The organism is Bradyrhizobium oligotrophicum S58, assembly GCF_000344805.1.
Classification (GTDB): Bacteria; Pseudomonadota; Alphaproteobacteria; order Rhizobiales; family Xanthobacteraceae; genus Bradyrhizobium; species Bradyrhizobium oligotrophicum.
Genome location: NC_020453.1, coordinates 4510546 through 4535314, shown reverse-complemented (window position 1 = coordinate 4535314; position 24769 = coordinate 4510546). Strand labels below are relative to the sequence as shown.

Genomic DNA, 24769 nt, shown 5'->3' with positions numbered 1-24769 from the left:
ACCGTTCAGCGGTGCAGCCACATGCGTATCGCAAGAAGCAGCTGCTCTGTGTTGACGGGTTTTGCCAGATAATCGGAGGCGCCAGCTTCTAGGCACTTTTCGCGGTCTCCCTTCATGGCTTTCGCGGTCAACGCGATGATGGGGAGCCGGACGAAGGTGGGATTTTGCCTGATAACGCCAATGGTCTGATAACCATCCATCTGGGGCATCATGATGTCCATCAGCACAATCGCAATTTCCGGATTGTGCTGCACCAGTTCGATTGCTTCGTTCCCGGTGGTCGCCGTCAGCACCTTCATGCCGCGGCGTTCCAGCACACTCGACAGCGCGAAGATGTTGCGCGCGTCGTCGTCGACGAGCAGCACCGTCTTTCCGACCAGGTCCTCATCGGAACTGTTCAGCTTTTCCAGCATGCGCTGCTTCTCGGTCGGAAGTTCCGTGATCACGCGATGCAGGAACAACGAGGTCTCGTCGAGCAGGCGCTCGGGAGATTCCACGCCTTTGACGACGATGCTGCGGGCCATCGTATGGAGTTCCGCGTCCTCCTCGGCCGACAATTCGCGGCCGGTGAAGACGACGACGGGAACGCCGGCGAGCGTATCGTCGGTGCGCAATTGATCAAGCACGTCGAAGCCGCTCATGTCGGGCAGACGGAGATCCAGAACGACGCAGTCGCATGGCGCGCTGCGCAGCGCATCGAGGGCGCCGGCGCCGGTTTCGGCCGCGATGATCTCGATGTCGTCATGGTCCAGCAGTTCGCGAATGCTCATCTGCTCCGCGGCGTTGTCCTCGACGATCAGCAGTCGCTTGCGGCGCGGCTTGGCATATTCCTTGATCTGAGACAGCGCAGCGCTGACACCTTCGGTCGTCGTCGGCTTGCTGACGAAGGAGAAGGCGCCGCGTGCCAGCGCATGCTGGCGGTCTTCATCCAGCGTGATGATCTGCACGGGAATGTGCCGCGTCAGCGGATTGTGCTTCAGCTGGCTGAGAACGGTCCAACCGAGCATGTCGGGCAGGAACACGTCGAGCGAGATCGCGGCCGGCTGATATTGCTTGGCCAGATCGAGCGCTTGCGCGCCGCGGCTGGCAACCAGAACCTTGAAGCCCTTGTCGCGCGCGAGATCGATCAGGACCCGCGCGTAGTGCGGATCATCCTCGACGACCAGAAGGATCGTGTCGCCCGGCTCCAGATCGAGCCTGTCATCGGCCAACTGCTCGATCACGCGCTCGGGCGCAGGAGCCTGTTGAGGGGCAGGGATCTGGAGGTAGGGAACGGGACCGGGACTGACGCGCGGCGCCGTGGCCGGCCCTGAATATTTGAGAGGCAGATAGAGCGTGAAGGTGCTGCCCTTGCCTGGCGCGCTCTTGAGATGGATTTCGCCGCCCAGGAGGTTGGCGAGCTCGCGGCTGATTGCAAGTCCAAGCCCGGTGCCGCCGTATTTGCGGCTCGTGCCGGCGTCGGCCTGCTGGAAGGCTTCAAAGATCAGCTTCTGCTTGTCCTGGGGAATGCCGATGCCGGTATCCGAGACTTCGAAGGCGATCACCGCCGGCGCACTGTTGAGCACCGGATGTTCGGCGCTCCATCCGCCCAAGGCTGCGGATACCGTCAAGCGCACCCCCCCGTCGGCAGTGAACTTGAAGGCGTTCGAGAGCAGGTTCTTCAGCACCTGTTGCAATCGCTTGGAGTCGGTGACGATGCTCCGCGCGAGGTTCGGATCGACATCGATGTTGAAGGTGAGCAGGCGATTTTCCGCTTCGTGGCGGAATGGACGACCGACCGTCTCCAGCAGGTTGGCCGTGAGGATCTCCTCGGCATCGACGGTCACCGTGCCGGACTCGATCTTGGAGAGATCGAGAATGTCGCTGATGAGATTGAGCAGATCGGTGCCGGCGCCATGGATGGTGCGGGCGAACTCGACTTGCTTGAGGGTGAGGTTGCCGTCAGGATTTTCGGTGAGCTGCTGACCGAGGATCAGGATGCTGTTGAGCGGCGTGCGCAGCTCGTGCGACATGTTGGCCAGGAACTCGGACTTGTATTTGGACGTCAGTGCGAGCTCGGTCGCCTTCTCTTCGAGGGCGCGGCGGGCCTGCTCGATCTCCTGGTTCTTGCGTTCGACCTCGACGTTGCGTTCGGCGAGCTGCTGCGCCTTCTGTTCGAGCTGTTCGTTGGTCTGCTGCAGCTCGCGCTGCTGCGCCTGCAGCTCGGCAGCAAGCTGTTGCGACTGCTTCAAGAGGCCTTCGGTCTGCATCGTGGCCTCAATGGAATTGAGCACGATGCCGATCGAGTCGGTCAGCTGTTCGAGGAACGTCATCTGTGACGTCGTGAACGGGCTCAGCGACGCCAGCTCGATCATCGCCTTGACCTGGTTCTCGAACAGCACCGGGAGCACGACGATGTTCTTCGGGACGGCGCGCAGCAAAGCGGAGCCGACCGGAACCACGTCCGATGGGATCTCGGACACCAGCCGCTGGCGCTTGTCGATCACGCATTGTCCGATCAGTCCCTCGCCGAACTGGACGAACTGGCGGTGCGGATAGACGCCGTCGTCTGCATAGGAGGCGAGCAGGCGCAGCTGCGGCGTGTACTCGGTGTCGACCTGGTAGATCACGCCACGGTGCGCGTTCACCAGCGGCGTCAATTCGGTCAGGAGCAGGCGGCCGACGGTGGTCAGGTCACGCTGGCCCTGGAGCATGTTGGTGAACTTGGCGAGGTTCGTCTTAAGCCAGTCCTGCTCGGTGTTGAGGTCGGTCGTGAGCCTCAGATTGGTGATCATGGTGTTGATGTTGTCTTTGAGCTCGGCGACTTCGCCGCGCGCATCGACCTGAATGGAGCGGGTGAGGTCGCCCTTGGTCACGGCGGTCGCGACCTCTGCGATGGCGCGGACCTGGGAGGTCAGATTGGCTGCCAGCAGGTTGACGTTGCCCGTCAAATCCTTCCAGGTGCCGGCTGCACCGGGCACGTTGGCCTGGCCGCCGAGACGGCCCTCGACGCCGACCTCGCGGGCGACGCTGGTGACCTGGTCCGCGAAGGTCGCGAGCGTCTCGGTCATGTTGTTGATGGTTTCCGCAAGGGCTGCGACCTCGCCCTTCGACTTCACCGTCAGGTTCTGCTTCAGGTCGCCATTGGCCACGGCGGTCACGACCTTGACGATGCCGCGCACCTGCTCGGTGAGATTGGCGGCCATGAAGTTCACGGTGTCGGTGAGATCCTTCCAGGTGCCGGCGACGCCCGGCACCTGCGCCTGGCCGCCCAGCTTGCCTTCGGTACCCACTTCGCGCGCGACGCGCGTCACCTCGCCGGCGAAGGCGTTGAGCTGATCGACCATCGTGTTGATGGTATTCTTCAGCTCCAGGATCTCGCCCTTCACGTCGACGGTGATCTTGCGCGAGAGGTCGCCGCGCGCCACGGCCGTGGTGACTTCGGCGATGTTGCGGACCTGGGTGGTCAGGTTGGCCGCGAGCAGGTTGACGTTGTCGGTCAGGTCCTTCCAGGTGCCACCGACGCCAGGCACGACCGCCTGGCCGCCGAGCCGACCCTCGGTGCCGACCTCGCGCGCGACGCGCGTCACTTCGGCCGCGAACGAACGCAGCTGCTCGACCATCGTGTTCAAGGTGTCCTTGAGCAGCAGGATCTCGCCGCGCACGTCAACGGTGATCTTCTTCGACAGGTCGCCACCGGCAATCGCGGTCGCGACCTCGGCGATGTTGCGCACCTGGGCGGTCAGGTTCGAGGCCATGAAGTTGACGCTGTCGGTGAGGTCCTTCCAGGTGCCGGCCACTTCCGGCACCTGGGCCTGGCCGCCGAGCTTGCCTTCGGTGCCGACCTCGCGCGCCACGCGCGTCACCTCGGACGCGAAAGCGTTGAGCTGGTCCACCATGGTGTTGATGGTGTTCTTCAGCTCCAGGATCTCGCCCTTCACGTCGACGGTGATCTTGCGCGAGAGGTCGCCGCGGGCCACGGCCGTCGTCACCTCGGCGATGTTGCGGACCTGGGCGGTCAGGTTGCCGGCCATCGAATTGACGCTATCGGTGAGATCCTTCCAGGTGCCGGCGACGCCGGGAACGTTGGCCTGGCCGCCGAGCCGACCCTCGGTGCCGACCTCGCGCGCGACGCGCGTCACCTCGCCCGCGAAGCGGTTGAGCTGATCGACCATCGTGTTCAACGTTTCCTTCAGGCTCAGGATCTCGCCGCGGACGTCGACCGTGATCTTGCGCGACAGGTCGCCGCCGGCGATCGCAGTCGCGACCTCGGCGATGTTGCGGACCTGGGCCGTCAGGTTGCCCGCCATGGAGTTGACGCTGTCGGTGAGGTCCTTCCAGGTGCCGGCGACGCCTGGCACTTCGGCCTGGCCACCGAGCTTGCCGTCGGTGCCGACCTCGCGCGCCACGCGCGTCACTTCGCCTGCGAAGGCGTTGAGCTGGTCGACCATCGTGTTCAACGTTTCCTTCAGCTGAAGGATCTCGCCGGAGACGTTGACCGTGATCTTCTTCGACAGATCGCCCTTGGCGACCGCGGTCGCGACCTCGGCGATGTTGCGCACCTGGCCGGTCAGGTTCGAGGCCATCGAGTTGACGCTGTCGGTGAGGTCCTTCCAGGTGCCGGCGACGCCGCGCACCATGGCCTGGCCGCCGAGCTTGCCTTCGGTGCCGACCTCGCGGGCCACGCGCGTGACCTCTCCGGCGAAGGCGTTGAGCTGATCGACCATCGTGTTGATCGTGTCCTTCAGCTCCAGGATCTCGCCACGCACGTCGACCGTGATCTTCTTCGACAGGTCGCCGTTGGCGACGGCGGTGGTCACCTCGGCGATGTTGCGCACCTGCGCGGTCAGGTTCGAGGCCATCGAGTTGACGCTCTCGGTCAGGTCCTTCCAGGTGCCGGCGACACCGAGCACGTTGGCCTGGCCGCCGAGCCGGCCATCGGTGCCGACCTCGCGCGCCACACGGGTGACCTCGCCCGCGAAGGCGTTGAGCTGGTCGACCATCGTGTTCAGCGTTTCCTTCAGCTGCAGGATCTCGCCGGACACGTTCACGGTGATCTTCTTCGACAAATCGCCGCTGGCGATCGCGGTGGCGACGTCGGCGATGTTGCGGACCTGCGCCGTCAGGTTCGAGGCCATGAAGTTGACGTTGTCGGTCAGGTCCTTCCAGGTGCCGGCGACGCCGGGCACCTGCGCCTGGCCGCCGAGCTTGCCTTCAGTGCCGACCTCGCGCGCCACGCGCGTCACCTCCGAGGCGAAGGCATTGAGCTGGTCGACCATCGTATTGATGGTGTCCTTGAGCTCCAGGATCTCGCCACGAACATCGACGGTGATCTTGCGCGACAGGTCGCCGCGCGCCACGGCCGTGGTGACGTTGGCGATGTTGCGGACCTGGGCGGTGAGGTTGCCGCACATCGCGTTCACGGAGTCGGTGAGGTCTTTCCAGGTGCCGGCGACGCCGGGCACGATGGCTTGGCCACCAAGCTTGCCGTCGGTGCCGACCTCGCGGGCGACGCGCGTCACCTCCGATGCGAACGAGCGCAATTGATCGACCATCGTGTTGATGGCCTCCTTCAATTGCAGAATTTCACCGCGGACGTCGACCGTGATCTTCTTCGACAGGTCGCCATTGGCGACCGCGATCGTCACCTCCGCGATGTTGCGGACCTGGCCGGTGAGGTTGTTGGCCATCGAGTTGACGCTCTCGGTCAAGTCCTTCCAGACGCCCGTCACCTCGGGAACCTGGGCCTGTCCACCGAGCTTGCCCTCGGTGCCGACCTCGCGCGCCACGCGCGTCACTTCCGAGGTGAAGACGCTGAGCTGCTTGATCATCGTGTTGACGATGTTGGCGGACTGCAGGAACTCGCCGCCCAGCGGCCGGCCGTCGACGTCCAACTTGACGGTCTGCAGGAGATCGCCCTGGGCCACGGCGGCGACGGCGCGCGTCACCTCGCGCGTCGGCCAGAGAAGGTCATCGATCAGGGTGTTGACGGAGCTTTCCATGTCGGCCCAGGAGCCGCTGGCGATCCCGAACCTGACGCGTTGACGGGTCTTTCCTTCGCGGCCGACGACTTGGCCGACACGTTCGAGCTGCTGCGCCATGCGCTCGTTGGCGGCAATGATCTCGTTGAACGTATCGGCGATCTTGCCGTCGATGCCCAGATAGTCGCCGCCCATGCGCACGGAGAAGTCTCCCGAACGCATCGCCTGCAGCGCCCGGAGCAGGTCCTGGCTGGCGTCAGGTATCTCAGCTCCGCTCCCGTTGCGGCTGAAGCCTTGCCGAGTGGGCGACGCTCCGGCAGCAGAATCGAGATCGCTCATCAAGTTCCCCCAAGGCGACAGGTTTGCCAGCAAGAATCTGAGTCTTATAGCTGGCGGCATACAAGCCGCGACGACTACCCAAATCAAGCTGGATGCCAGTCCAGCCGGCAAATGGAACCGGCCTTTGTCGGCACAAGCGGCTCAACTCCGGTTTCCAGGAAATGTTCCAAGAAATTTGTAGTGCGGGGTTTCGCGGGTGCGGACGCTCAGACCCGATAGGAGTCAGGGGGAATCCCAGCTTGGTGGATCAGGACGCGCGGTCGGCGCCGACGAACGGTCTGCCAAGCGGAAAAGGACCTGTAGCGAGACCTTGCCCTTCGAATTCCATTCCGCGGAGAGACGAGTGCGGCGCGGTTCCAGCGTCATTCTCATGAAGATTAATATCGTGTAACGCGGTTGCGGCATTCAGTTGCGGCTACCAGCTAATTCACATGAAGCAATCCGATCTTTTTAGAGAAAACGCCGATAACTGCCTTCAACTCGCCGAGCGTGCAGGGGGCGAGCCAGCATTTCGACGCTATCGACGCATGGCCCAGGGCTGGAGCGCGCTCGCATTCGAGCAGGATTGGCTCGATGGCGAAATCAAACCGATCGGTGACCGCAAGGAAGTTGCGTTGCACGACTAACCAATTCGGATGAGGAGTGTCCCCATGACCCCCCGCACCGTTCTCATTGCGTTGTTGACCGCGTTCAGCGTCGCCTCGGCTGTCGCTGCATTCACGACGATCCGCCAGGTGCATACGGAAGCTTACTCGCTTCCGCAGCCCGTTACCCGTATCTGAGGTGAGAAGGCAGCCTCACGGCTGCCCGGACCCGCCCGATGATCCATAGACCTGTCCATTGGCGTAGCTTGCGTCTGCTGCGGCCAACTGGACGTATATGGAGCCGAGCTCTGCCGGCTGACCGGGGCGGCCAAGCGGGGTCTGGCCGCCGAATTTCTCGAGCTTCTCCATTGTCGCTCCGCCCGATACCTGCAGCGGTGTCCAGATCGGTCCTGGAGCGACGGCGTTGACGCGAATGCCTTTTGGCCCGAGCTGCTTGGCCAGCGACTTGACGTAGTTCATGGTCGCGGCCTTTGTCTGCGCATAGTCGTAGAGGTCGGGCGAGGGGTCGTAGGCCTGCTCGGACGACGTGCCGATGATGACCGAGCCGGGCTTGAGGTGCGGCAGCGCGGCCTTGATGATCCAGAACGGCGCATAGATGTTGGTCTTCATGGTGGCGTCGAAGTCCTCCGACGAAACCTCCAGGATCGATTGGCGGGTCTGTTGTCGGGCAGCATTGTTGACGACGATGTCGAGGCCGCCCAGCGCTTCCACGGCCCGCTCGACCAGCTGCTGACAGAAGCTCTCGTTGCGAAGATCGCCGGGAATGGCGACTGCCTTTCGGCCTTCCGCCCTGATCAGATCGATCACCTCTTGGGCATCCGGCTCCTCGGTCGGATAGTAGTTGATGGCAACGTCAGCACCTTCTCGCGCATATGCAATGGCGGCAGCACGTCCCATTCCTGAATCCCCTCCAGTGATGAGCGCCTTGCGGCCGGCGAGGCGGCCCGAGCCTTTGTAGCTGGTTTCTCCATGATCCGGCCGGGGAGACATCTTGCCGGCGAGACCTGGCCACGGCTGCGACTGTTGATCGAACGGCGGCTTCGGATACTTGTCCTTGGGGTCGACGAGCCCTTCGCTCGTCGCAGAAGTCTCACCCATTGCCTCACGTCCTTTTGCCGTTGCGGAGGCCAGCGAGGCAGCCGCAAGCGTTGCCGTGCCTCCGACCATCTGGCGGCGTGACATCGAAGGTTTGGAATCGTCTGCCATGCGGTTTCTCCTCTCGAGGTGCGGACCAACCGCAGACGACGACGAACGTTTCTCTCACGCCGGGCAAAATCCTGTAGCCGCGGTGCGGCTCAGACGCTGTGGCGCATTGGCTCAGGAGCCCTCAGTGAGGGAACGATCGGGTCCTGTCCGAGTCGTTTTCAATCCACAGCAGATCCGCATCGTGGGCGGGCCGCGAATGGGACATGGGACGATGCCATTTTATCACTTTGACTTGACCAACAGCGAAACGATAGCAGGCGAGCGCTATGTCGAGCTGCCAGGCGATGGCGAGGCGATGGATTCAGCTGACGTCATTGCGCGGCAGCTGGTTTCGGATCATCCCGAGCTGCGCAACCAGAGCTACGCGGTTCTGGTCACCAATGAAGAGGGGGACGAGGTCTGCCGTGTCCCGCTCGATGTTCTTCATTAGAAAAACCGAAGGAAACGAGCGATGGCGCAAGACAGTTCGCAAGGCAGTCAAGGGATCGTACGAACCGGACGCGGAGAGGAACAACCGGCTGACAAGGATCGCGCGCAGCGAGTCCATCAGTCGACAGCGCCTGACGCAACATCTCGGGAAGCCACACGCCATCCCGCAGGGAGTGAGGACGAGAAATCCGGGTCCGATTGACAGAGCGCCGCGTGCGCGGAACCCTCGGGCCGCGCGCCACGTTGCCAATTCTTCAAGTAACGCCAATCCTTCAAGTAACCAAGTAATGGAGGCTCTCTCATGGAAACGATTCTTGATGAGCGCGAATATGGCAATCTGATCGGCAGCGACAAGGTGGAAGGAACGGCAGTCTACGGCGCCGATGACGCCAAGATCGGCACCATCGAACGCGTGATGATCGACAAGCGGAGCGGCCGCGTCTCTTACGCGGTGCTCGCCTTCGGTGGCTTTCTGGGCCTTGGCAACGACCACTATCCTCTGCCGTGGCAGTCGCTGAAATATGACACCCGTCTCGGCGGCTATGTGACCGGGGTGACCGAGAGTCAGCTGCGCGGAGCCCCCAGATATTCCGATGAACGCGAATGGGATTGGGGCGACCTGGCCAAGGGCCGCAAGGTCGACGACTACTATGGCGTGAATCTCGCTTAGCTCGGGCAGGTGGTCCCGGCAGGCGGCCGGCGGAACGAAGTTCAGGTGTGCCGAATTATTCTGCGCACGCGCCGCAGCCCAGGGGGGAGGCGCACCCATCAGTAAGCTGAGGTGTTCCCGTGGATGCCCAGACCAAACCGCGGGAGCCCGCTGCCGATCATCCGCGTCCGCATGATCGGCGTGAGGAGCAGCCGGCGCCTGAGCAGGGCCGCCAGTCCGACAAGGCCAACCCGACTGAACCCGACGCGGAGCGCAAGCCCTCGCTGCGGGATCGCCTGCGGGCGCACCCTTGGCTGACCGCAGCCGGCATTGTCGTGGCGCTCGTTGTTGTGATCGGCGCGATCGCTTACTGGCTGAACGCCCGCCACTATGAGTCGACGGACGATGCGTTCATCGCGGCGCGCAGCTTCTCGGTTGCACCGAAGGTCGGTGGCTATGTCATCGACGTTCCCGTGACTGACAACCAGCACGTCAACGCCGGCGACGTTCTTGCCCGCATCGATCCGCGCGATTACCAGATTGCCATCGATCAGGCCAAGGCGCAGGTCGCGGTCGGCGAGGCCAATGTCGACAATATCGAGGCGCAGATCGCGAGCCAGAAGGAGCAGGTGGCGCAGGCGAGGGCGCAGGTCGATCAGGCCGATGCGCAACGGCAGTTTGCCCAGCAGGAGGAGGGTCGGGCTCGCGACCTGGTCGAGCGCGGTGCGGGAACCGTGCAGCGCGAACAGCAGACGCGCTCGGACCTGCAGTCGCAGCAGGCCAACACCACCCGCGCCAAGGCCGCGCTCACGGCCGCGGAGCTCGGCATCAAGACCCTGCAGACGCAACTCGAGAGTGCCAAGGCCTCGCTGCAGCAGGCCCAGGCCCAGCTCGATCAGGCCAATCTCAATCTGCAGTACACGAACGTGACCGCGGCAGAGCCCGGCCGCGTCGTCAAGCTGAGCGCCGCCAGGGGCACGCTCGCTACGGCCGGCCAGAGCCTGATGATGTTCGTGCCGGACGACGTCTGGGTGGTCGCCAACTACAAGGAAACCCAGCTGACCGACATGCGTCCAGGTCAGCCGGTCGAGGTCCGGATCGACGCCTATCCCGATCGCAGGCTGACCGGAAAGATTGCATCGGTGCAGCCAGGCTCGGGGACGGCTTTCAGCCTGCTGCCGGCCGAGAATGCCACTGGCAACTACGTCAAGGTCGTCCAGCGCGTGCCGGTCAAGATCACGATCGACAGCTGGCCCGCGGACCTGCCGGTCGGGCCGGGCATGTCGGTCGTGCCCAGGACCCGGGTGCGATGAGCGATGTTGCAGCGGGCAATGGCGCAGGCGGCTGGTCGCCTGAACGCTCCGCTGCGGGCGGTCACAATCCCTATCTGATCGCCTTCGTGGTCTCGATCGCCACTTTCATGGAGGTGCTCGACACCACGATCGCCAACGTCGCGCTGCGCCATATCGCCGGCGGCCTCGCAGTCGGCATCGATGAGAGCACTTACGTCATCACCAGCTATCTGGTCGCGAATGCCATCGTGCTGTCGATCTCGGGCTGGCTCGCGACCGTGATCGGCCGCAAGCGGTTCTACATGATCTGCGTCGCGGTGTTCGCAGCCTCGTCGCTGTTGTGCGGCCTTGCGTGGAGCCTGGAATCGCTGGTGCTGTTCCGCATCGTGCAGGGACTCGGCGGGGGCGGCATGGCGACGTCGGAGCAGGCCATCCTCGCCGACTCCTTTCCACCCCACAAGCGCGGCAAGGCGTTTGCGATCTACGGTGTCGCCGTCGTCGTCGCACCGGTGGTCGGGCCGACGCTCGGCGGCTGGATCACCGACACCTATTCCTGGCACTGGGTATTCCTGATCAATCTGCCGATGGGCATCCTCTCCCTCGTCCTGGTCGGCACCCTCGTCAGCGAACCCTCAGGCGCGGAGGAGGAGCGGCGGCGCCTTCTGCGCGACGGTTTGCGCGTGGACTTCATCGGGTTCGCGCTGGTTGCGATCGGGCTCGGCTCGCTGGAATTCGTGCTCGACGAGGGTCAGCGCAACGACTGGTTCGGCTCGACCATGATCATCTGTTTCGCGCTGTCGGCCGGGGTCTGCCTGATCGCGCTGATTCCCTGGGAGCTCTCCCGCAAGAATCCGATCGTCGACATCCGGCTGCTCGGGCGCCGCCAGTTCGGCGCCTGCTTCCTGGTGATGCTCGCGACCGGTGCGGTGCTGATCGCAACCACGCAGATGCTGCCGCAGCTGCTGCAGGCCGAGCTCAACTATACCGCGCTGCTCGCCGGCCTCGTCCTCTCGCCCGGCGGCGTCATCACCATGATGATGATGCCGGTCGTCGGGCGCCTCGTCAGCGTGGTGCAACCGAAATATCTTCTGGTGTTCGGCGCCTGCGTCGTCGCCGGCGCGATGTGGTATCTGACCGGCCTGACCGGCGACATCACATATGGATACGCCGCGCTGTCGCGTGTGATTCTCGGCGTTGGCCTGCCGTTCCTGTTCCTGCCGGTCACGACCGCGTCCTATGACGGCGTGCCGCCGGACAAGACCAATCAGGCCTCCGCCCTGATCAACGTGGCACGCAATATCGGCGGCTCCATGGGCGTGGCGCTGTCGCAGACGATGCTGGCCCAACGCGAGCAGTTTCATCAGAGCCGGCTGGCCGAGCACGCTGCGCCGTCGGACATCAACTACCAGCAGACGATCGAGACCCTGACGCGCTACTTCCAATCGCACGGCTCGAATGCGGGCGAGGCGGCCGGCCAGGCCGTTGCGTGGGTCGGCCGGACGCTACAGCACCAGGTCGCGCTGCTCGCCTATATCGATGTGTTCTGGACGCTCGCGCTGCTGGCCGTGTTCATGATCCCCGTGGCCTTGAGCCTTAGATCGACCGATCTCGGAACCGCGCCGCGCGGACATCGATGGCAGTCGTCGAGCGGACCCGAAGGTCAGGCGGCCGGAGTCTGAACGCTGCTGTCGGCCGATGCCGCCATCATGCTCCGCCGGCTCGACAGCCAGATCGGAATCTCACGATAGCAGGTGCCCTTCTCGTTCATCTCGGCAACCGTCCACCGGCTCGGGTGGCGTTCTTTGCCGACGAAGATCCAATCATCCGCTGCAGCCGGCGGCTCGTTCGGTCGGGTTCTCAGCCATGCCGAACGGGCTCCCTTCGGCAAGCGGTCCTGCTTCATCTGATAGAGATCATATACTGGCGAACGCATGACGCTACTCGTCCTCAAGCAACACCGATCCTTCACACCCTCAGCGTGTCGCGTCGTCGCGGCGGAATTGTGGGAGCGGCGCGGCCGGGCTGTGCAAAAGCTGGAGCAAGCCTGTGATTGCGTGCGTCTGCCACATTCGTCGCGTGACGCCCGTGCCACGGCGCGCCTTGCAGAAGCGGCGCGCGGAGCTCTGGAGGAGACCCGCGAGCCGGAAGACCGACGAACGAAAAACGTGTCGATCATTGAAAAGCCCGCCGGGATTCTGACCGGCGGGCCCTTCCAATCAAAAGAAAGCATAGCTGAGATCGAGACCGTAAGTGGCGTGAAGAATGAAGCCAAATGCCGTGGCGCCGCAGAGCATCAGGATCGTCCGCAGCTTCTCGGAATCGATGCGAGTCTCTTCGAGATGGGTCGGGAGAGCCTTGGTCAGTGTTGTCATTGTGGACCTCTGTACGCGAAACGAAGACGGAGATTGAGCTACGAAAAGTATATTCGAGGATGCTTAGAGCCCGTTTCTGGGGAGGTAGTGATGTAGGGCCCCAGACGAGTTCTAATTGTGAAAGAGGAACCCAGCATCGTGCAGTTTTTGGGGCAAAGTTGCGGAAAGTAAATGATCAGTAAATTAAATCTCAGGTTGATGATAGTTGCGCCGAAGTATTGGTACACGTCTCGGCTGTTGAATGAAGTTGCTAGGTTGTCGAATCGCGAAGCCGCACGTTTTAAACGGCGATTCTTGCTGACAAGCGCTTTGCGTGGTCTTCACTGCGTCCGATCAGCCCGCGTGAGGACTGTCTGTGGGGAGCAGGCGCCTCGGTTGTAAAAGCAACCCGTAGTATAGAAGCAGCCCATCCCGACCTCGGCCAATATGTGGCGAGCGGTTAACGGTTGTGACGAACTCCGCCACGGAGGCGCCGGTATCATTGGCATGATTGCTATCATGTGAATGATGGCGACGGAAGACGGCCTTCGAATTCTCGTCGAAGGTGTGCTCGTCAAACAACAGCCGCACAATCATCGAGGTAAATCTCGCGCGCGTCCCCTGTTGAGCCCAGTTGCGGCCTCGCCGTGGCGCATCCGCCCGACCATTGCAGGCATTCTTGCGGCACGGCGTGCCCGAGTGATGCGCCCTGGCGTTGCCTCGTTTGAACATGGAGGGGGAGGGACGGTGAGCTATCCACGGACATCCACAGCTTGCTGGCCAAGCGGACGAACCCCCCATGGCGCGCAGTCAAGCCGCGCGCTTCCGATATCCCGATATCAAGGTCGAGAGCTCGCTGAGAACCCCGACCGACGCTGATGAGAAAGCCCGGTACACCGGGAAAGGCGCTGCCATCGTGCAGGGGAGGCTAGGAGCCATTCGGCTGTCCCTGAGGCTTCTGGCCCCGTGCAGATCTTTCCGCACGGCGGCGATCCGCTGCATCGCAGGTCTCGACCACGTTTCGGACGAGGGCAGCCCCGAGTGACGAACCCTCGCGCGAGCGCAGGCCGCCTGAGGTGCGCAGTCGGTTCGGCCCGTGGGGTCCACGACCTGCGCATGGCGCGCGTCGCTCCGCTCATGCGGCACTTTGGACACACGAGGTCAGAACGGTATTTTCGGTCGTTTCTGCACGTTGCAATTCATTTCCGGACATGTCAGCTGGTAACTGGTTAGGGTGAATCTGCCGGGACTGCCAGGGTGACGAGTGCAAGGCGTTTAGAGTACCGCGCGGATATTGATTGGTTGCGCGCCGTCGCCGTCATCGCGGTCATCGGATTTCACTACGAGTTGCCGGGCTTCAGCGGTGGGTTTATCGGCGTCGATATCTTCTTCGTCATTTCCGGCTATGTGATCTCCCGGCTCATATGGTCCGGAATCCAATCCGATTCTTTCTCGTTCATCGCCTTCTATGAACGTCGGGCGAGGCGCTTGCTGCCGGCGCTCTACCTGATGATCGTCGTGACGGGAATCGCCGCGTGGTTCCTCGCGCCTCCCGACGACTATCGCATGTTCTATGGGAGTGCGGTCTCCACGCTTCTGTTTTCGTCGAACGTCTTCTTCTGGCTGCAGACCGGCTATTTCGATCTCCCAACGCTTGGCAAGGTTCTCATCCACACCTGGTCATTGTCGGTCGAAGAGCAGTTCTATTTGCTGTTCCCGCTCACCACCTGGCTATGGAGCCGGTTGTTTCGTGACCCCACATCGAGGCCGTCGCTCGTTCTGATCATAACCGGGACGGTCGCGTTGTGTGCTCTCGACGAGCTGTTGATCAAGCACTCGGCGCCAGCTGCTTTCTACATCGCGCCGTTGCGGGCCTGGGAGTTTCTGGTCGGAAGCATCGCCTTCTTCATGCATCGCTGGTCTCCAATCAAGGTCGAGACGCGCCTCGTCTTTGCATCGACCGGATTGGTGTTGATTCTGGTCGCCGTGGCCGCCTTCCGGCCAGACACGAGGTTTCCCGGCCTGCATGCGCTGATCCCGTGCCTGGGCACGGCATTCTACATCATCGCCTTCAATCGGGAGCGGGGCAGGCCGAGGCTGCCGCTCAGCGAGATCGGCACATTCCTCGGGCGCCTGTCCTATTCGCTCTATCTCTGGCACTGGCCGGTGTTCGTCCTCGGCAGAGCCGCGCTGCCGCTCGATGTCGCAACCTCGGCGTTCGCGACCGCGGCCCTCCTGCTGTGCTCGCTGTTGCTTGCCTACATCTCCTATGTTGCCGTCGAGCGGCCGGCACGGGAGCGGGTGGAATGGCTTGGTCTGCGCGGCTCGCGAATGATTGCGGGAGCTGCCGTCATCCTGATCGCAGTCGGGGTCCACGGCTATGCGCACGACGGCTACGCGGATCGCTTCCCGCAGTCGCAGGCGCGATTGCTTCGCTACAATGCTCAGACCACGGAGCCGTTCTACCGCACGCACAGCTGTTTTCTGCAGCCCGACGACCCGTTCGCGACCTACGATTTTGACGCGTGCCTCAAACCGGCGGCAAACAAGCGCAACATCCTGCTCGTCGGCGACAGCATCGCTGCCCATTATGCCTGGGGTCTGCGCAAGGACCTGCCGTCCGATGCCTACCACCTCCTGCAGCTGACGTCGGCGGCCTGTCCTCCGTTCGTCGAGCTCAAGCTGGAAACATCACGGAACTGTAACGACATCAATCAGCTGCTGCGCGATCAGATCAAGGCTGGCGGCTTTGCAGCTGTCATCATTTCCGGCAATTGGCGCTCTCATCTCGAGACCTACGGCCAACCTCCTGCGCGGCGCTTCGATCGCGATCTCAACGCGCTGCTGGCGGCCACCCAAGAAGCCGGTGTTCCGGTTCTGTTGTTCGGCCCCTCGATCGAGTTCCCAGCTCCGCTGGCTTCAACGCTGTTCAACTATGAACGAACGCACGTTCCGGTCGGCAATGCGCTCCTGCCACTGGAGGCATCGTTCAAGACCGACGATCATCTCAGGGCGCTTGCTCGCTCGTACCCCCTCGTTCAGTACGTTTCGATTCTCGACACGATGTGCAGCGAGCGGCGTTGTCCGTTGAAGATCGACGCGGAGACGCCGATCGTCTGGGATGTCATCCACCTGACCCCCGAGGGCTCAAAGTTCGTCGTCTCCCAGCTCAAGCCCCAACTGGATGCCTTCTTGAGGCGGCTGGAGCAGCCATCCGAGACCAGGGCGGAGGACATCATGGCTGGGGGCAGCTCGACTGCGCCTCGGAACAGCGTCCCTCGGGTTCAATGACGGCCAAGTTGACGCGGGCTTCCTTGCGACCAAGCCGCTCCGCGCTGCTTGGGCTGACGGGGCGCTGTTCGGCGAGTCTCATGCCGATCGGTCATGAGGATTGGCGCCAGGAGTTGAGGTGGGCCGTGAACCTTCGGTCGGTGCCGCGCGTTCTCTCGCGGCCGATGTCGGAACGCTGCCTTCGCAGGGCCGCGAAGGCGGGTTAACGCTGCCGCTCTCCTACGCCGTTCGGGACAACAGACATGAATTCAACCATCAAGGCTCTGGCCGTGTTCGCGGGTGCCGTCTGCTGGAGCGCCGCGGCGCAGGCCGAGCCGCCGCGCTGGAGCACGTATCGGATCCCGGAGACCGGGACGTCGGTCGACATTCCCGTCTCGATCTTCAGCGACACCGCGGGCCGCCCCGACGGCTATGGCCAGCGGTTCCAGACCGCCGACGGCCGTGCCAATCTCACGGTGCAGTCGGCCCCCAATGACGGGCAGGACACGCCGGCGCGGTTCCTTGCCAAGAAGAATCCGCCACCGAATATCCAATACAAGCGCGTCACCGCACGCTTCTTCGCGGTGTCGAGCTACAAGGGCGACTATGTCTGGTACAACCGCTGCAACTTCACTGGCGGCTATGTGCATTGCGTCCTGATCAACTACCCCAGGGCCTGGGAGCGGGACTGGGACGGCATCGTCAGCCGTATCAGCCTGTCCCTGAATCGGAGCTGAGGAGGGCGCTGCGCTGGAGCCAGGGCTGGTTTCCGGCGCAACTGATCTCGTCCGATGCCGCGGAGCGATGTCGGAGCGAGGCCGGCAGCTGAGCGGCCCGTTTGATCCAGCTCAATGAGACCATCGGGTCCCGTTGCATAAGCTTCGGCTTCATTTCAGCCGCCGCTTGCAAACGAGCTTGTCCTTCATGGCTGCCGCGTCGTTCACCGTCCGGGCCGAGAGCGTGACTGCGATCGCCACCATCAGGTGCCGCAGCGCGCAGGACGCGCTGTTCACGGCCAACACGTATCTGCGCCTGGGCGCCGCATGTGTCAGCATCGAGACGCCGGGCGGCCAGAGCATCAGTCCCGATCGGCTGGATGCATTGCTCAACGATGCTGGAGGGCGCAGTCGTCTTTGAGGCGAACGCCAGAGCCGCCGCCGCTGCTCAATCTGGTGGGGACGGCTCGCTCGGAGCGCTCTTCGCCGTCGTATTCCAAGGCTTAGGAGGATGATGCTTCAACCCCTTCGTCGCGCCGTGCCGGAGACCATGATGCGGCCTCGATATAGGGTCCGTAAAGCACGTCCTGCCGCCGCTGGTAGATGGTGACGAGGGCAACGGCGGCAATGAAACAGATTGCGGTCAAAATGGCCAATTCGAACATGTCAAAGCTCCATCGCCCAGGACGTGGCGGATGAAGGCGCGGTCGTCAAATGGAAGCCGCCGTTAAGCTGAAGAGGAAAGCTTAACGCGGGCGGATGACGGCCCTTGCGCAATTCCTTCTCAGGCACACACTCATCGCGGCGATCACTCCGCAACCGTCGAATGATCGGCACTGAGCTCGGGAAACATCGCCAGGCAGCTCACGCAATAGGATTCAAAAATGAAGCTCAGCAACGCGGACATCGGCAACTCCCCACCGTCGATCTGATCCGAGAAAAATGCCGTCGGTCTGTTTCAGGACGTTTTCGTGGGATGAGGAAAATGGCTTCGACCGCCCCCTGGAAAGCTTCATGCCGTGAGCGGGATGCTCAGCGGGACGACCGTTGGCGGTCGGGATCCGAGCGGACTCGGATCCAACGAAGGAGGAGTCCCGAACGAGCGACCGATGTTGAAGCCGGTCGAGGCGGCTGCGCGTATTCTATTCAAGAAGGGCCGACGCCACCACTGGTGGGAGCCGTACCAAAGCTCCTGCGACGAGATGGCGGCAACGGATGCGATCGCCAAAGAGGAGTTCGATGGCCGGTCGAGCGGACGTGGGTGGCCGCGGCGGTCACCGCAGACTAGGCGCTACCGTCTTCCCGGATCAGTGCGCCTCCGTGCTCCTGAAGATGAAGTTGTTGCAATAGTCCTTCCGCTTCCAGAACCATTCGCCGTCGGCACGCTGGTGAATTTCGGGGTCGAATTCCGCGAGCGGAAGCAGCTTGCCCTTGTTGAGAAACTGGCCCGAATAGCCCAGCCCTTGCAGAAATGAAAACGTCTCGTTCACCCGCTCGATCGTGGCGAGGCGGCGATCGCACTCGACGACGATGAGTGGCTTGCAGCGCCGCAAGGTCCGCTCGGCGCCGCGCAGGACGTCGAGCTCGGCGCCCTCGACGTCGATCTTGATCGCGGACACGTTGCCGGTGTCGGCGAGATAGTCGTCCAGGGAAATGGTCTGCACCTCGATCGCCTTCGACGCCTCGGCAGGGCGGAGCAGGGACGCTCCGGGCTGATGCCCATCGGGCACGAACAGCGTCTTCTTGCTGGACGATGAATAGACCGCCTGCGGCTCGACGACCACATTGTCGAGGGAAAATCTGCCGCAGAGCCGGGACAGCGCTTCGGCGAGATCGGGCTGAGGCTCGAAGGCGATGACCCGTCCGGGGGCCGACCAGCGCGCCAGCCAGTAGAGGAAGCTGCCCTTGTTGGCACCGATGTCGCACACGATATCACCGCGCCGGATGTGTCGTCGCAGCTCGGAAAGCTCGGTCTTGTGGTCGCGGAAGCGGGACCGCACGACCCGCACCAGAAACCGAGACGCCTCACGCTTCGCCAATCGAGCCCCCTATCGCACCCTGCCGCTCGCCCCGCAGCATGGTGAGCAGGCTCAGGCGGAAACGGCCTGTCGTTTACGGCAATGATTGGACATGAACAAGCGATGCGATCGCGCATCGCTTGTGACTGGCGATCCCAGCAGGACTCGAACCTGCAACCCGCGGAGTAGAAATCCGCTACTCTATCCAGTTGAGCTATGGGACCGTCGTCACGGCGTGATCGTCACAAGCGACGACCTCACGGGATGAACGCCGCGGGGCAAAGCCCGGTCGGCGGGGCATCCATAGCATGGGTCATATGAAAAATCTTTCGTTTCGCCAAGAGCGGCCGAACCGGATCCGGGGTCGGCGCGACCAAGCGAAGGCGGAGGAGGCTCGGGCCCCATTCGCGCGTCAGCGGCGCCACGAAGGGCGGCCGCGGGGGCCTTGCCGGTATGCCATGTCCTGTGAATTGCCGTTGATGAACAGTATTTTCCGGCCGCGCTCGCCCGCGGATGGCCACTCCCGCAGCAGGCCGCTATCCTGGGCCCTACAACCGCTGCCATCAGTCCGTCACCATTTCGCGTCCATTCTCGCCACGAATCGGCCAAACGTGGCAGCTTACCGGCTGTCCCGAAGAGCCGCCCCAAGAACTGTTCAAGCACCGTCCAAGGAGCTGTCCCATGATCGGTCTGGTTCGCGCCGCCGTCATCTGCGCCATCATGGCGCTCGGCCTCGCCTCCGCCCATGCCGCCGACAAGGCGTTCAAGCGCGACGACCTGGCTGACGCCGCCATCAAGCTGGAGGCCCAGATCAAGACGGAGGCTGGCGCGGTGAACAAGCCGCTCGCGACCTTGCGCACCGATGCCGACGCGGCGCTGCGCCGCAACGACCTGCGGACGGGCCTGCAGATTCTCGGGCAGATCGCGGCGACCGCGCCCGATGATTCCGGCAACTGGCTGCGGCTGGGGCGCACGGTGCTGACCCAGATCAGGCCGTTCAATGCGTCGGAGCAGACCTTCCTGCTGGAGCGGGCCTCGACCGCGGCCTATATCGCCTACCAGCGTGCCGGCAATGCGGGCGAGGAGGCCGAGGCGTTGGCCCTGCTCGGCAAGACCATGGCAGAGCGCAAGCTGTGGCGACCGGCGCTCGATACGCTCAGGCTGTCGCTCGACCTGCGCGAGGTCGCCGACGTCAGGGGACAGTATGAGCGGATGCGCGACGAGCACGGCTTCAAGCTGCTCGACTACACCGTCGATTCCGACTCGGCGAGCCCGCGCGCCTGCTTCCAGTTCTCCGAGGATCTCGCCAAGCGCACCGACTTCTCGCCCTTCGTGGCGCAGGCTGGCAACGACAAGCCGGCGCTGACCTCCGAGGACAAGCAGCTCTGCGTCGAGGGCCTCAAGCACGGCGAGCGCTACAACATCAACCTGCGCGCGGGCCTGCCGTCGGGCGTCAAGGAAAGCCTGCCGAAATCGGCCGAGTTCAACATCTATGTTCGCGACCGCAAGCCGTTCGTGCGCTTCACCGGCAAGGCCTATGTGCTGCCGCGCATCGGGCAGAAGGGCATTCCGCTGGTCAGCGTCAACACCCCGGCCGTCAACATCAACGTGTTCCGGATCGGCGACCGCAACCTGATCAACACGGTCATCGACAGCGACTTCCAGCGGCCGCTGTCGAGCTACCAGCTCACCGACCTCGGCAACGAGCGCGGCATGAAGGTGTGGAGCGGCGAGCTCTCGACCGCGATGACCTTGAACCAGGACGTCACTACGGCTTTCCCGGTCGACCAGGCGCTCAGCGACATGCAGCCGGGTGTCTATGTGATGACCGCGGCGCCGAAGGGCCCGACCACCGGCAACAGCGACGAGGACAGCGGCGGCCAGCTCGCCACCCAATGGTTCATTGTCTCCGATCTCGGCGTCGCCGCGTTCTCCGGCAATGACGGCATCCACGTGTTTGTGAACTCTCTGGCATCAACCGATCCCGTGGCGCGGGCGGAGGTACGGCTGGTCGCCCGCAACAACGAGATCCTGGCGACCCGCAAGACCGACGACGCCGGCCATGCGCTGTTCGAGACCGGGCTTGCGCGCGGCGAGGGCGGGCTGTCGCCGGCCATGCTGACGGTGTCGGGCGAGAAGACCGACTACGCCTTCCTCAGCCTGAAGACGACGGCCTTCGACCTGTCGGATCGTGGCGTCGCCGGGCGCGAGGCGCCGGCCGGCCCTGATGCCTTCGTCTATTCGGAGCGCGGCGTCTACCGCTCCGGCGAGACCGTCTACCTGACCGCGCTGCTGCGCGACGGCAAGGGCAACGCCATGACCGGCACGCCGCTGACGCTCGTCGTCGAGCGTCCCGATGGTGTCGAGTTCCGCCGTGCCGTGCTGCCGGACCAGGGCGGCGGCGGCCGCTCGTTCAGCGTGGCGCTGAACTCGGCGGTCCCGACCGGGACCTATCGCGCGCGCGCCTTCACCGATCCCAAGGGTGCGGCGGTCGGCGAAACCACCTTCATGGTCGAGGACTACGTCCCCGAACGGCTGGAATTCGATCTGAGTTCCAAGGACAAGCAGATCAAAGCTGAAGCTCCGGTGGAGGTGAAGGTCGACGGCCATTTCCTCTATGGTGCGCCGGCCTCCGGCCTGCAGCTCGAGGGCGATCTCTTGGTCACGACGGCGTCCGAGCGGCCGGGTTTTCTGGGCTATCAGTTCGGTGTCGCCGACGAGCAGAGCGCCTCCAACGAGCGCACGCCGATCGAGGGACTGCCCGAGACCGACGACAAGGGCGCGGCGACGTTCCCGGTCAGCCTCGCCAAGCCGCCGTCATCGAGCCGGCCGCAGGAAGCGCAGATCTTTGTGCGCATGGCCGAGACTGGCGGCCGCGCCGTCGAGCGCAAGCTGGTGCTCCCCGTGGCGCCCAAGGCGGCGCAGATCGGTATCAAGCCGTCGTTCTCCGGCAAGAGCGTCGGCGAGGGCGACAAGGCGGAGTTCGACGTCGTGTTCGTCTCGCCGGAGGGCAAGACGCTTGCGCGTAACGGGCTGCGCTATGAGCTCCTGAAGATCGAGTCGCGTTATCAGTGGTACCGGCAGAACTCCTATTGGGAGTACGAGCCGGTGAAGTCGACGAAGCGCGTCGGCGATGGCGACGTCACGATATCAGCCAACAAGCCGGCGCGGCTGAGCTTCCAGCCGGAGGCGGGGCGTTACCGGCTCGACGTCAAGTCGGCGGATGCGGATGGTCCGGTGACCTCGCTGCAGTTCGATGTCGGCTGGTACACCGAGGGCAGCGCCGATACGCCGGATCTGCTGGAAACCTCGCTCGACAAGCCGCAATATGCTTCGGGCGACACCATGGTGGTGACGGTCAATGCGCGCACTGCCGGCAAGCTGACCGTCAACGTGCTCGGTGACCGGCTGCTGACGACGCAGACCACCGAGGTCAGGGAAGGCACTAATCAGGTCAAGCTCGCGGTCGGCAAGGACTGGGGCACCGGGGCCTATGTCGTGACGACGCTTCGTCGTCCGCTCGATGCGGCTGCGCAGCGCATGCCGGGCCGCGCGCTCGGCATCGCCTGGTTCGGCATCGACAAGCAGGCGCGCACGCTCAACGTCGCCTTGAGCCCGCCGGCGCTGGTGCGCCCAGGCTCGGCTTTGAAGATCCCGGTCAAGATCGGCGGGCTCAATCCCGGCGAGGACGCCAAGATCGTCATCGCTGCGGTCGATGTCGGCATCCTCAACCTCACCAACTACAAGCCACCGGCGCCGGACGATTATTATCTCGGCCAGCGCCAGCTCTCGGCCGAGATTCGCGATATCTATGGCCAGCTGATCGACGGCATGCAGGGCTCGCGCGGCCAGATCCGCTCCGGCGGCGACAGCAGCGGTGCCGAGCTGCAGGGCTCGCCGCCGACCCAGAAGCCGCTCGCGCTGTATTCGGGGATCGTCACCGTCGGTCCCGACGGCACGGCGGAGGTCAGCTTCGACATTCCGGAGTTCGCCGGCACGGCGCGCGTGATGGCGGTGGCGTGGAGTGCCACCAAGCTCGGCCGCGCCACGGTCGACGTCACCGTGCGCGATCCGGTCGTGCTGACCGCGACCCTGCCGCGCTTCCTGCTCTCGGGTGATCGCGGCACGCTGTCGTTCGATGTCGACAATGTCGAGGGAGCGCCGGGCGATTATGTCGTGAGCGTCAAGGCGGGCGGCCCGGTCAAGATGGCGGGCAATGCCAATGTGACGATGAAGCTCGCCGCCAAGCAGCGCAGCTCATCGACGTTGCAGCTGGACGCCAGCGGCACCGGCCAGGCCCAGTTCGACGTCGACATCAAGGGTCCGAACGGGCTGAGCCTCGCGCGCCACTATCAGCTCGACGTCAAGCCGGCGACGCAGGTGCTGGCTCGGCGCTCGATCCGCACGCTGGCGAAGGGTGAGAGCCTGACGCTGACGTCGGACATGTTCAGTGATCTCGTGGCGGGCACCGGCACGGTGTCGCTGTCGGCGGGGCTGTCGACCGCGCTCGATGCGGCGACCATCCTCAAGGCACTCGATCGTTACCCGTATGGCTGCTCGGAGCAGATCACCAGCCGTGCGATGCCGCTGCTCTATGTCAACGAGCTCGCGGCGGGGGCGCATCTCGCCATGGATACCGAGGTCGACCAGCGCATCCGCGACTCCATCGATCGGCTGCTGGCGCGGCAGGGCTCCAACGGCTCGTTCGGCCTGTGGTCCTCGGGCGGCGATGATCCCTGGCTCGACGCCTATGTCACGGATTTCCTGACCCGCGCCCGCGAGAAGGGCTTCGCGGTGCCGGACGTGCTGTTCAAGAGCGCGCTCGACCGCGTCAGGAACTCGGTCGTCAATGCCGCCGAACCGGAGAAGACCGGCGGTCGCGATCTTGCCTACGGCCTCTACGTGCTGGCGCGCAATGGCGCGGCGCCGATCGGCGACCTGCGCTACCTCGCCGACACCAAGCTCGGCAATCTCGCCACGCCGATCGCCAAGGCGCAACTCGCAGCCGCCCTGGCGCTGGTCGGTGACCGTGCCCGTGCCGAGCGGGTCTATGCCGCGGCGGCCGACAGCCTCGCGCCAAAGCCGGTGCTGGTGTTCGGCCGCACCGATTACGGCTCGGATCTGCGCGACGCGGCGGCGCTGGTGTCGTTGGCGGGCGAGGGCAATGCGCCCCGCGCGACGCTGACGCAGGCCGTGGCCCGCGTCGAGGCTGCGCGCGGGCTGACGCCCTACACCTCGACGCAGGAGAACGCGTGGATGGTGCTGGCGGCGCGCGCGCTCGCCAGGGAGACGCTGACCATCGACGTCAACGGCCAATCCGTGAAGACCGCGCTGTACCGCAGCTACAAGGCCCAGGAGCTCTCAGGCCAGCCGCTGAAGATCACCAACACCGGCGACGCGCCGGTGCAGGCGGTGGTCTCGGTGTCCGGCTCGCCGCTGACGCCGGAGCCGGCGGCCTCCAACGGCTTCAAGATCGAGCGCAGCTACTACACGCTCGACGGCAAGCCGGCCGACATCGCCAAGGCGAAGCAGAACGATCGCTTCGCGGTGGTGCTGAAGGTCACCGAGGCCAAGCCGGAGTACGGCCACATCATGGTGTCGGATTATCTGCCGGCTGGTCTCGAGATCGACAATCCGCATCTCGTGTCGTCGGGTGACAGCGGCACCTTGGACTGGATCGAGGACGGCCAGGAGCCGGTCAATACCGAGTTCCGCGACGATCGCTTCAGCGCCGCGCTCGATCGCGCCGCGGATTCTAAGGCGGTATTCACGGTCGCCTATGTCGTGCGGGCAGTGTCGCCCGGCAAATACGTGCTGCCGCAGGCCTACGTCGAGGACATGTACAACCCCTCGCGCTATGGCCGCACCGGCACCGGCTCCGTGGAGGTCCGCGCAGCGAAATGAGCGAGGGTGGGACCAGCGATGGTGAGTTGG

At 64.0% G+C, this 24769-nt stretch carries 16 protein-coding genes and 1 tRNA gene; 10 read left to right on the top strand and 7 right to left on the bottom strand.

The window, feature by feature from the left end; all coding sequences use genetic code 11:
- Window positions 1-5 precede the first annotated feature (5 nt).
- Entirely contained in the window at window positions 6-6182 is a 6177-nt protein-coding gene (locus S58_RS19450) for a HAMP domain-containing protein (protein ID WP_015667071.1), read from the bottom strand.
- A 548-nt stretch (window positions 6183-6730) separates the two neighbouring features.
- Here S58_RS19450 and S58_RS19445 point away from each other — a divergent pair.
- Window positions 6731-6925: a hypothetical protein gene (locus S58_RS19445; protein ID WP_042339917.1), complete on the top strand. Its 195-nt coding sequence runs from the start codon at window positions 6731-6733 to the stop codon at window positions 6923-6925.
- 24 nt (window positions 6926-6949) lie between these two features.
- A complete protein-coding gene (locus tag S58_RS39345; RefSeq protein ID WP_277996588.1) occupies window positions 6950-7081 on the top strand; it encodes a hypothetical protein in 132 nt (43 codons plus the stop codon).
- 15 nt (window positions 7082-7096) lie between these two features.
- On the opposite strand, the gene S58_RS19440 is transcribed toward S58_RS39345, so the two are convergent.
- Entirely contained in the window at window positions 7097-8110 is a 1014-nt protein-coding gene (locus tag S58_RS19440) for an SDR family oxidoreductase (protein ID WP_015667069.1), read from the bottom strand.
- Window positions 8111-8306: 196 nt separating this feature from the next.
- On the opposite strand from S58_RS19440, the gene S58_RS19435 reads away from it, so the two are divergent.
- The 4 genes from S58_RS19435 to S58_RS19420 all read left to right on the top strand — a co-directional run bounded on the left by S58_RS19435 (window position 8307) and on the right by S58_RS19420 (window position 12159).
- Window positions 8307-8540, top strand: coding sequence for a DUF6894 family protein (locus S58_RS19435; RefSeq protein ID WP_244440607.1), 234 nt, complete (start codon window positions 8307-8309; stop codon window positions 8538-8540).
- A gap of 300 nt (window positions 8541-8840) precedes the next feature.
- Window positions 8841-9209: a PRC-barrel domain-containing protein gene (locus S58_RS19430; protein WP_015667067.1), complete on the top strand. Its 369-nt coding sequence runs from the start codon at window positions 8841-8843 to the stop codon at window positions 9207-9209.
- Window positions 9210-9484: 275 nt separating this feature from the next.
- Window positions 9485-10501, top strand: a complete 1017-nt coding sequence (locus S58_RS19425; protein ID WP_407637884.1) for an HlyD family secretion protein — start codon at window positions 9485-9487, stop codon at window positions 10499-10501.
- Window positions 10498-12159, top strand: a complete 1662-nt coding sequence (locus tag S58_RS19420) for a DHA2 family efflux MFS transporter permease subunit (RefSeq protein ID WP_015667065.1) — start codon at window positions 10498-10500, stop codon at window positions 12157-12159. The genes S58_RS19425 and S58_RS19420 overlap by 4 nt, the downstream gene beginning before the upstream one ends.
- Here S58_RS19420 and S58_RS19415 read toward each other — a convergent pair.
- Window positions 12141-12413 (bottom strand): hypothetical protein, encoded by a 273-nt coding sequence (locus tag S58_RS19415; protein WP_015667064.1) that lies wholly within the window; start codon window positions 12411-12413, stop codon window positions 12141-12143. The two genes, S58_RS19420 and S58_RS19415, sit on opposite strands and share 19 nt — an antisense overlap.
- Before the next feature lie 283 nt (window positions 12414-12696).
- Complete coding sequence (locus S58_RS38650; protein WP_012043977.1) at window positions 12697-12852, bottom strand: hypothetical protein; 156 nt, start codon at window positions 12850-12852, stop codon at window positions 12697-12699.
- 1236 nt (window positions 12853-14088) lie between these two features.
- Between S58_RS38650 and S58_RS19405 the strand changes: the two genes are divergently transcribed.
- The 3 genes from S58_RS19405 to S58_RS19395 all read left to right on the top strand — a co-directional run bounded on the left by S58_RS19405 (window position 14089) and on the right by S58_RS19395 (window position 17238).
- Entirely contained in the window at window positions 14089-16122 is a 2034-nt protein-coding gene (locus tag S58_RS19405; protein ID WP_042339910.1) for an acyltransferase family protein, read from the top strand.
- A gap of 242 nt (window positions 16123-16364) precedes the next feature.
- Entirely contained in the window at window positions 16365-16838 is a 474-nt protein-coding gene (locus tag S58_RS19400; protein ID WP_015667061.1) for a hypothetical protein, read from the top strand.
- Between the two features lie 187 nt (window positions 16839-17025).
- Entirely contained in the window at window positions 17026-17238 is a 213-nt protein-coding gene (locus tag S58_RS19395; RefSeq protein ID WP_015667060.1) for a hypothetical protein, read from the top strand.
- 82 nt (window positions 17239-17320) lie between these two features.
- Here the strand turns inward: S58_RS19395 and S58_RS38645 are convergent, their stop codons facing one another.
- The 3 genes from S58_RS38645 to S58_RS19385 form a co-directional block, all read right to left on the bottom strand.
- On the bottom strand, window positions 17321-17482 hold the full coding sequence (locus S58_RS38645; protein ID WP_173424431.1) for a hypothetical protein: 162 nt from the start codon (window positions 17480-17482) through the stop codon (window positions 17321-17323).
- Window positions 17483-18124: 642 nt separating this feature from the next.
- Window positions 18125-18856, bottom strand: coding sequence for an FkbM family methyltransferase (locus S58_RS19390; RefSeq protein WP_015667059.1), 732 nt, complete (start codon window positions 18854-18856; stop codon window positions 18125-18127).
- Between the two features lie 126 nt (window positions 18857-18982).
- Window positions 18983-19059, bottom strand: a tRNA-Arg gene (locus S58_RS19385).
- A gap of 457 nt (window positions 19060-19516) precedes the next feature.
- Between S58_RS19385 and S58_RS19380 the strand changes: the two genes are divergently transcribed.
- On the top strand, window positions 19517-24739 hold the full coding sequence (locus tag S58_RS19380) for an alpha-2-macroglobulin family protein (protein WP_015667058.1): 5223 nt from the start codon (window positions 19517-19519) through the stop codon (window positions 24737-24739).
- The last annotated feature ends 30 nt before the right edge of the window (window positions 24740-24769 follow it).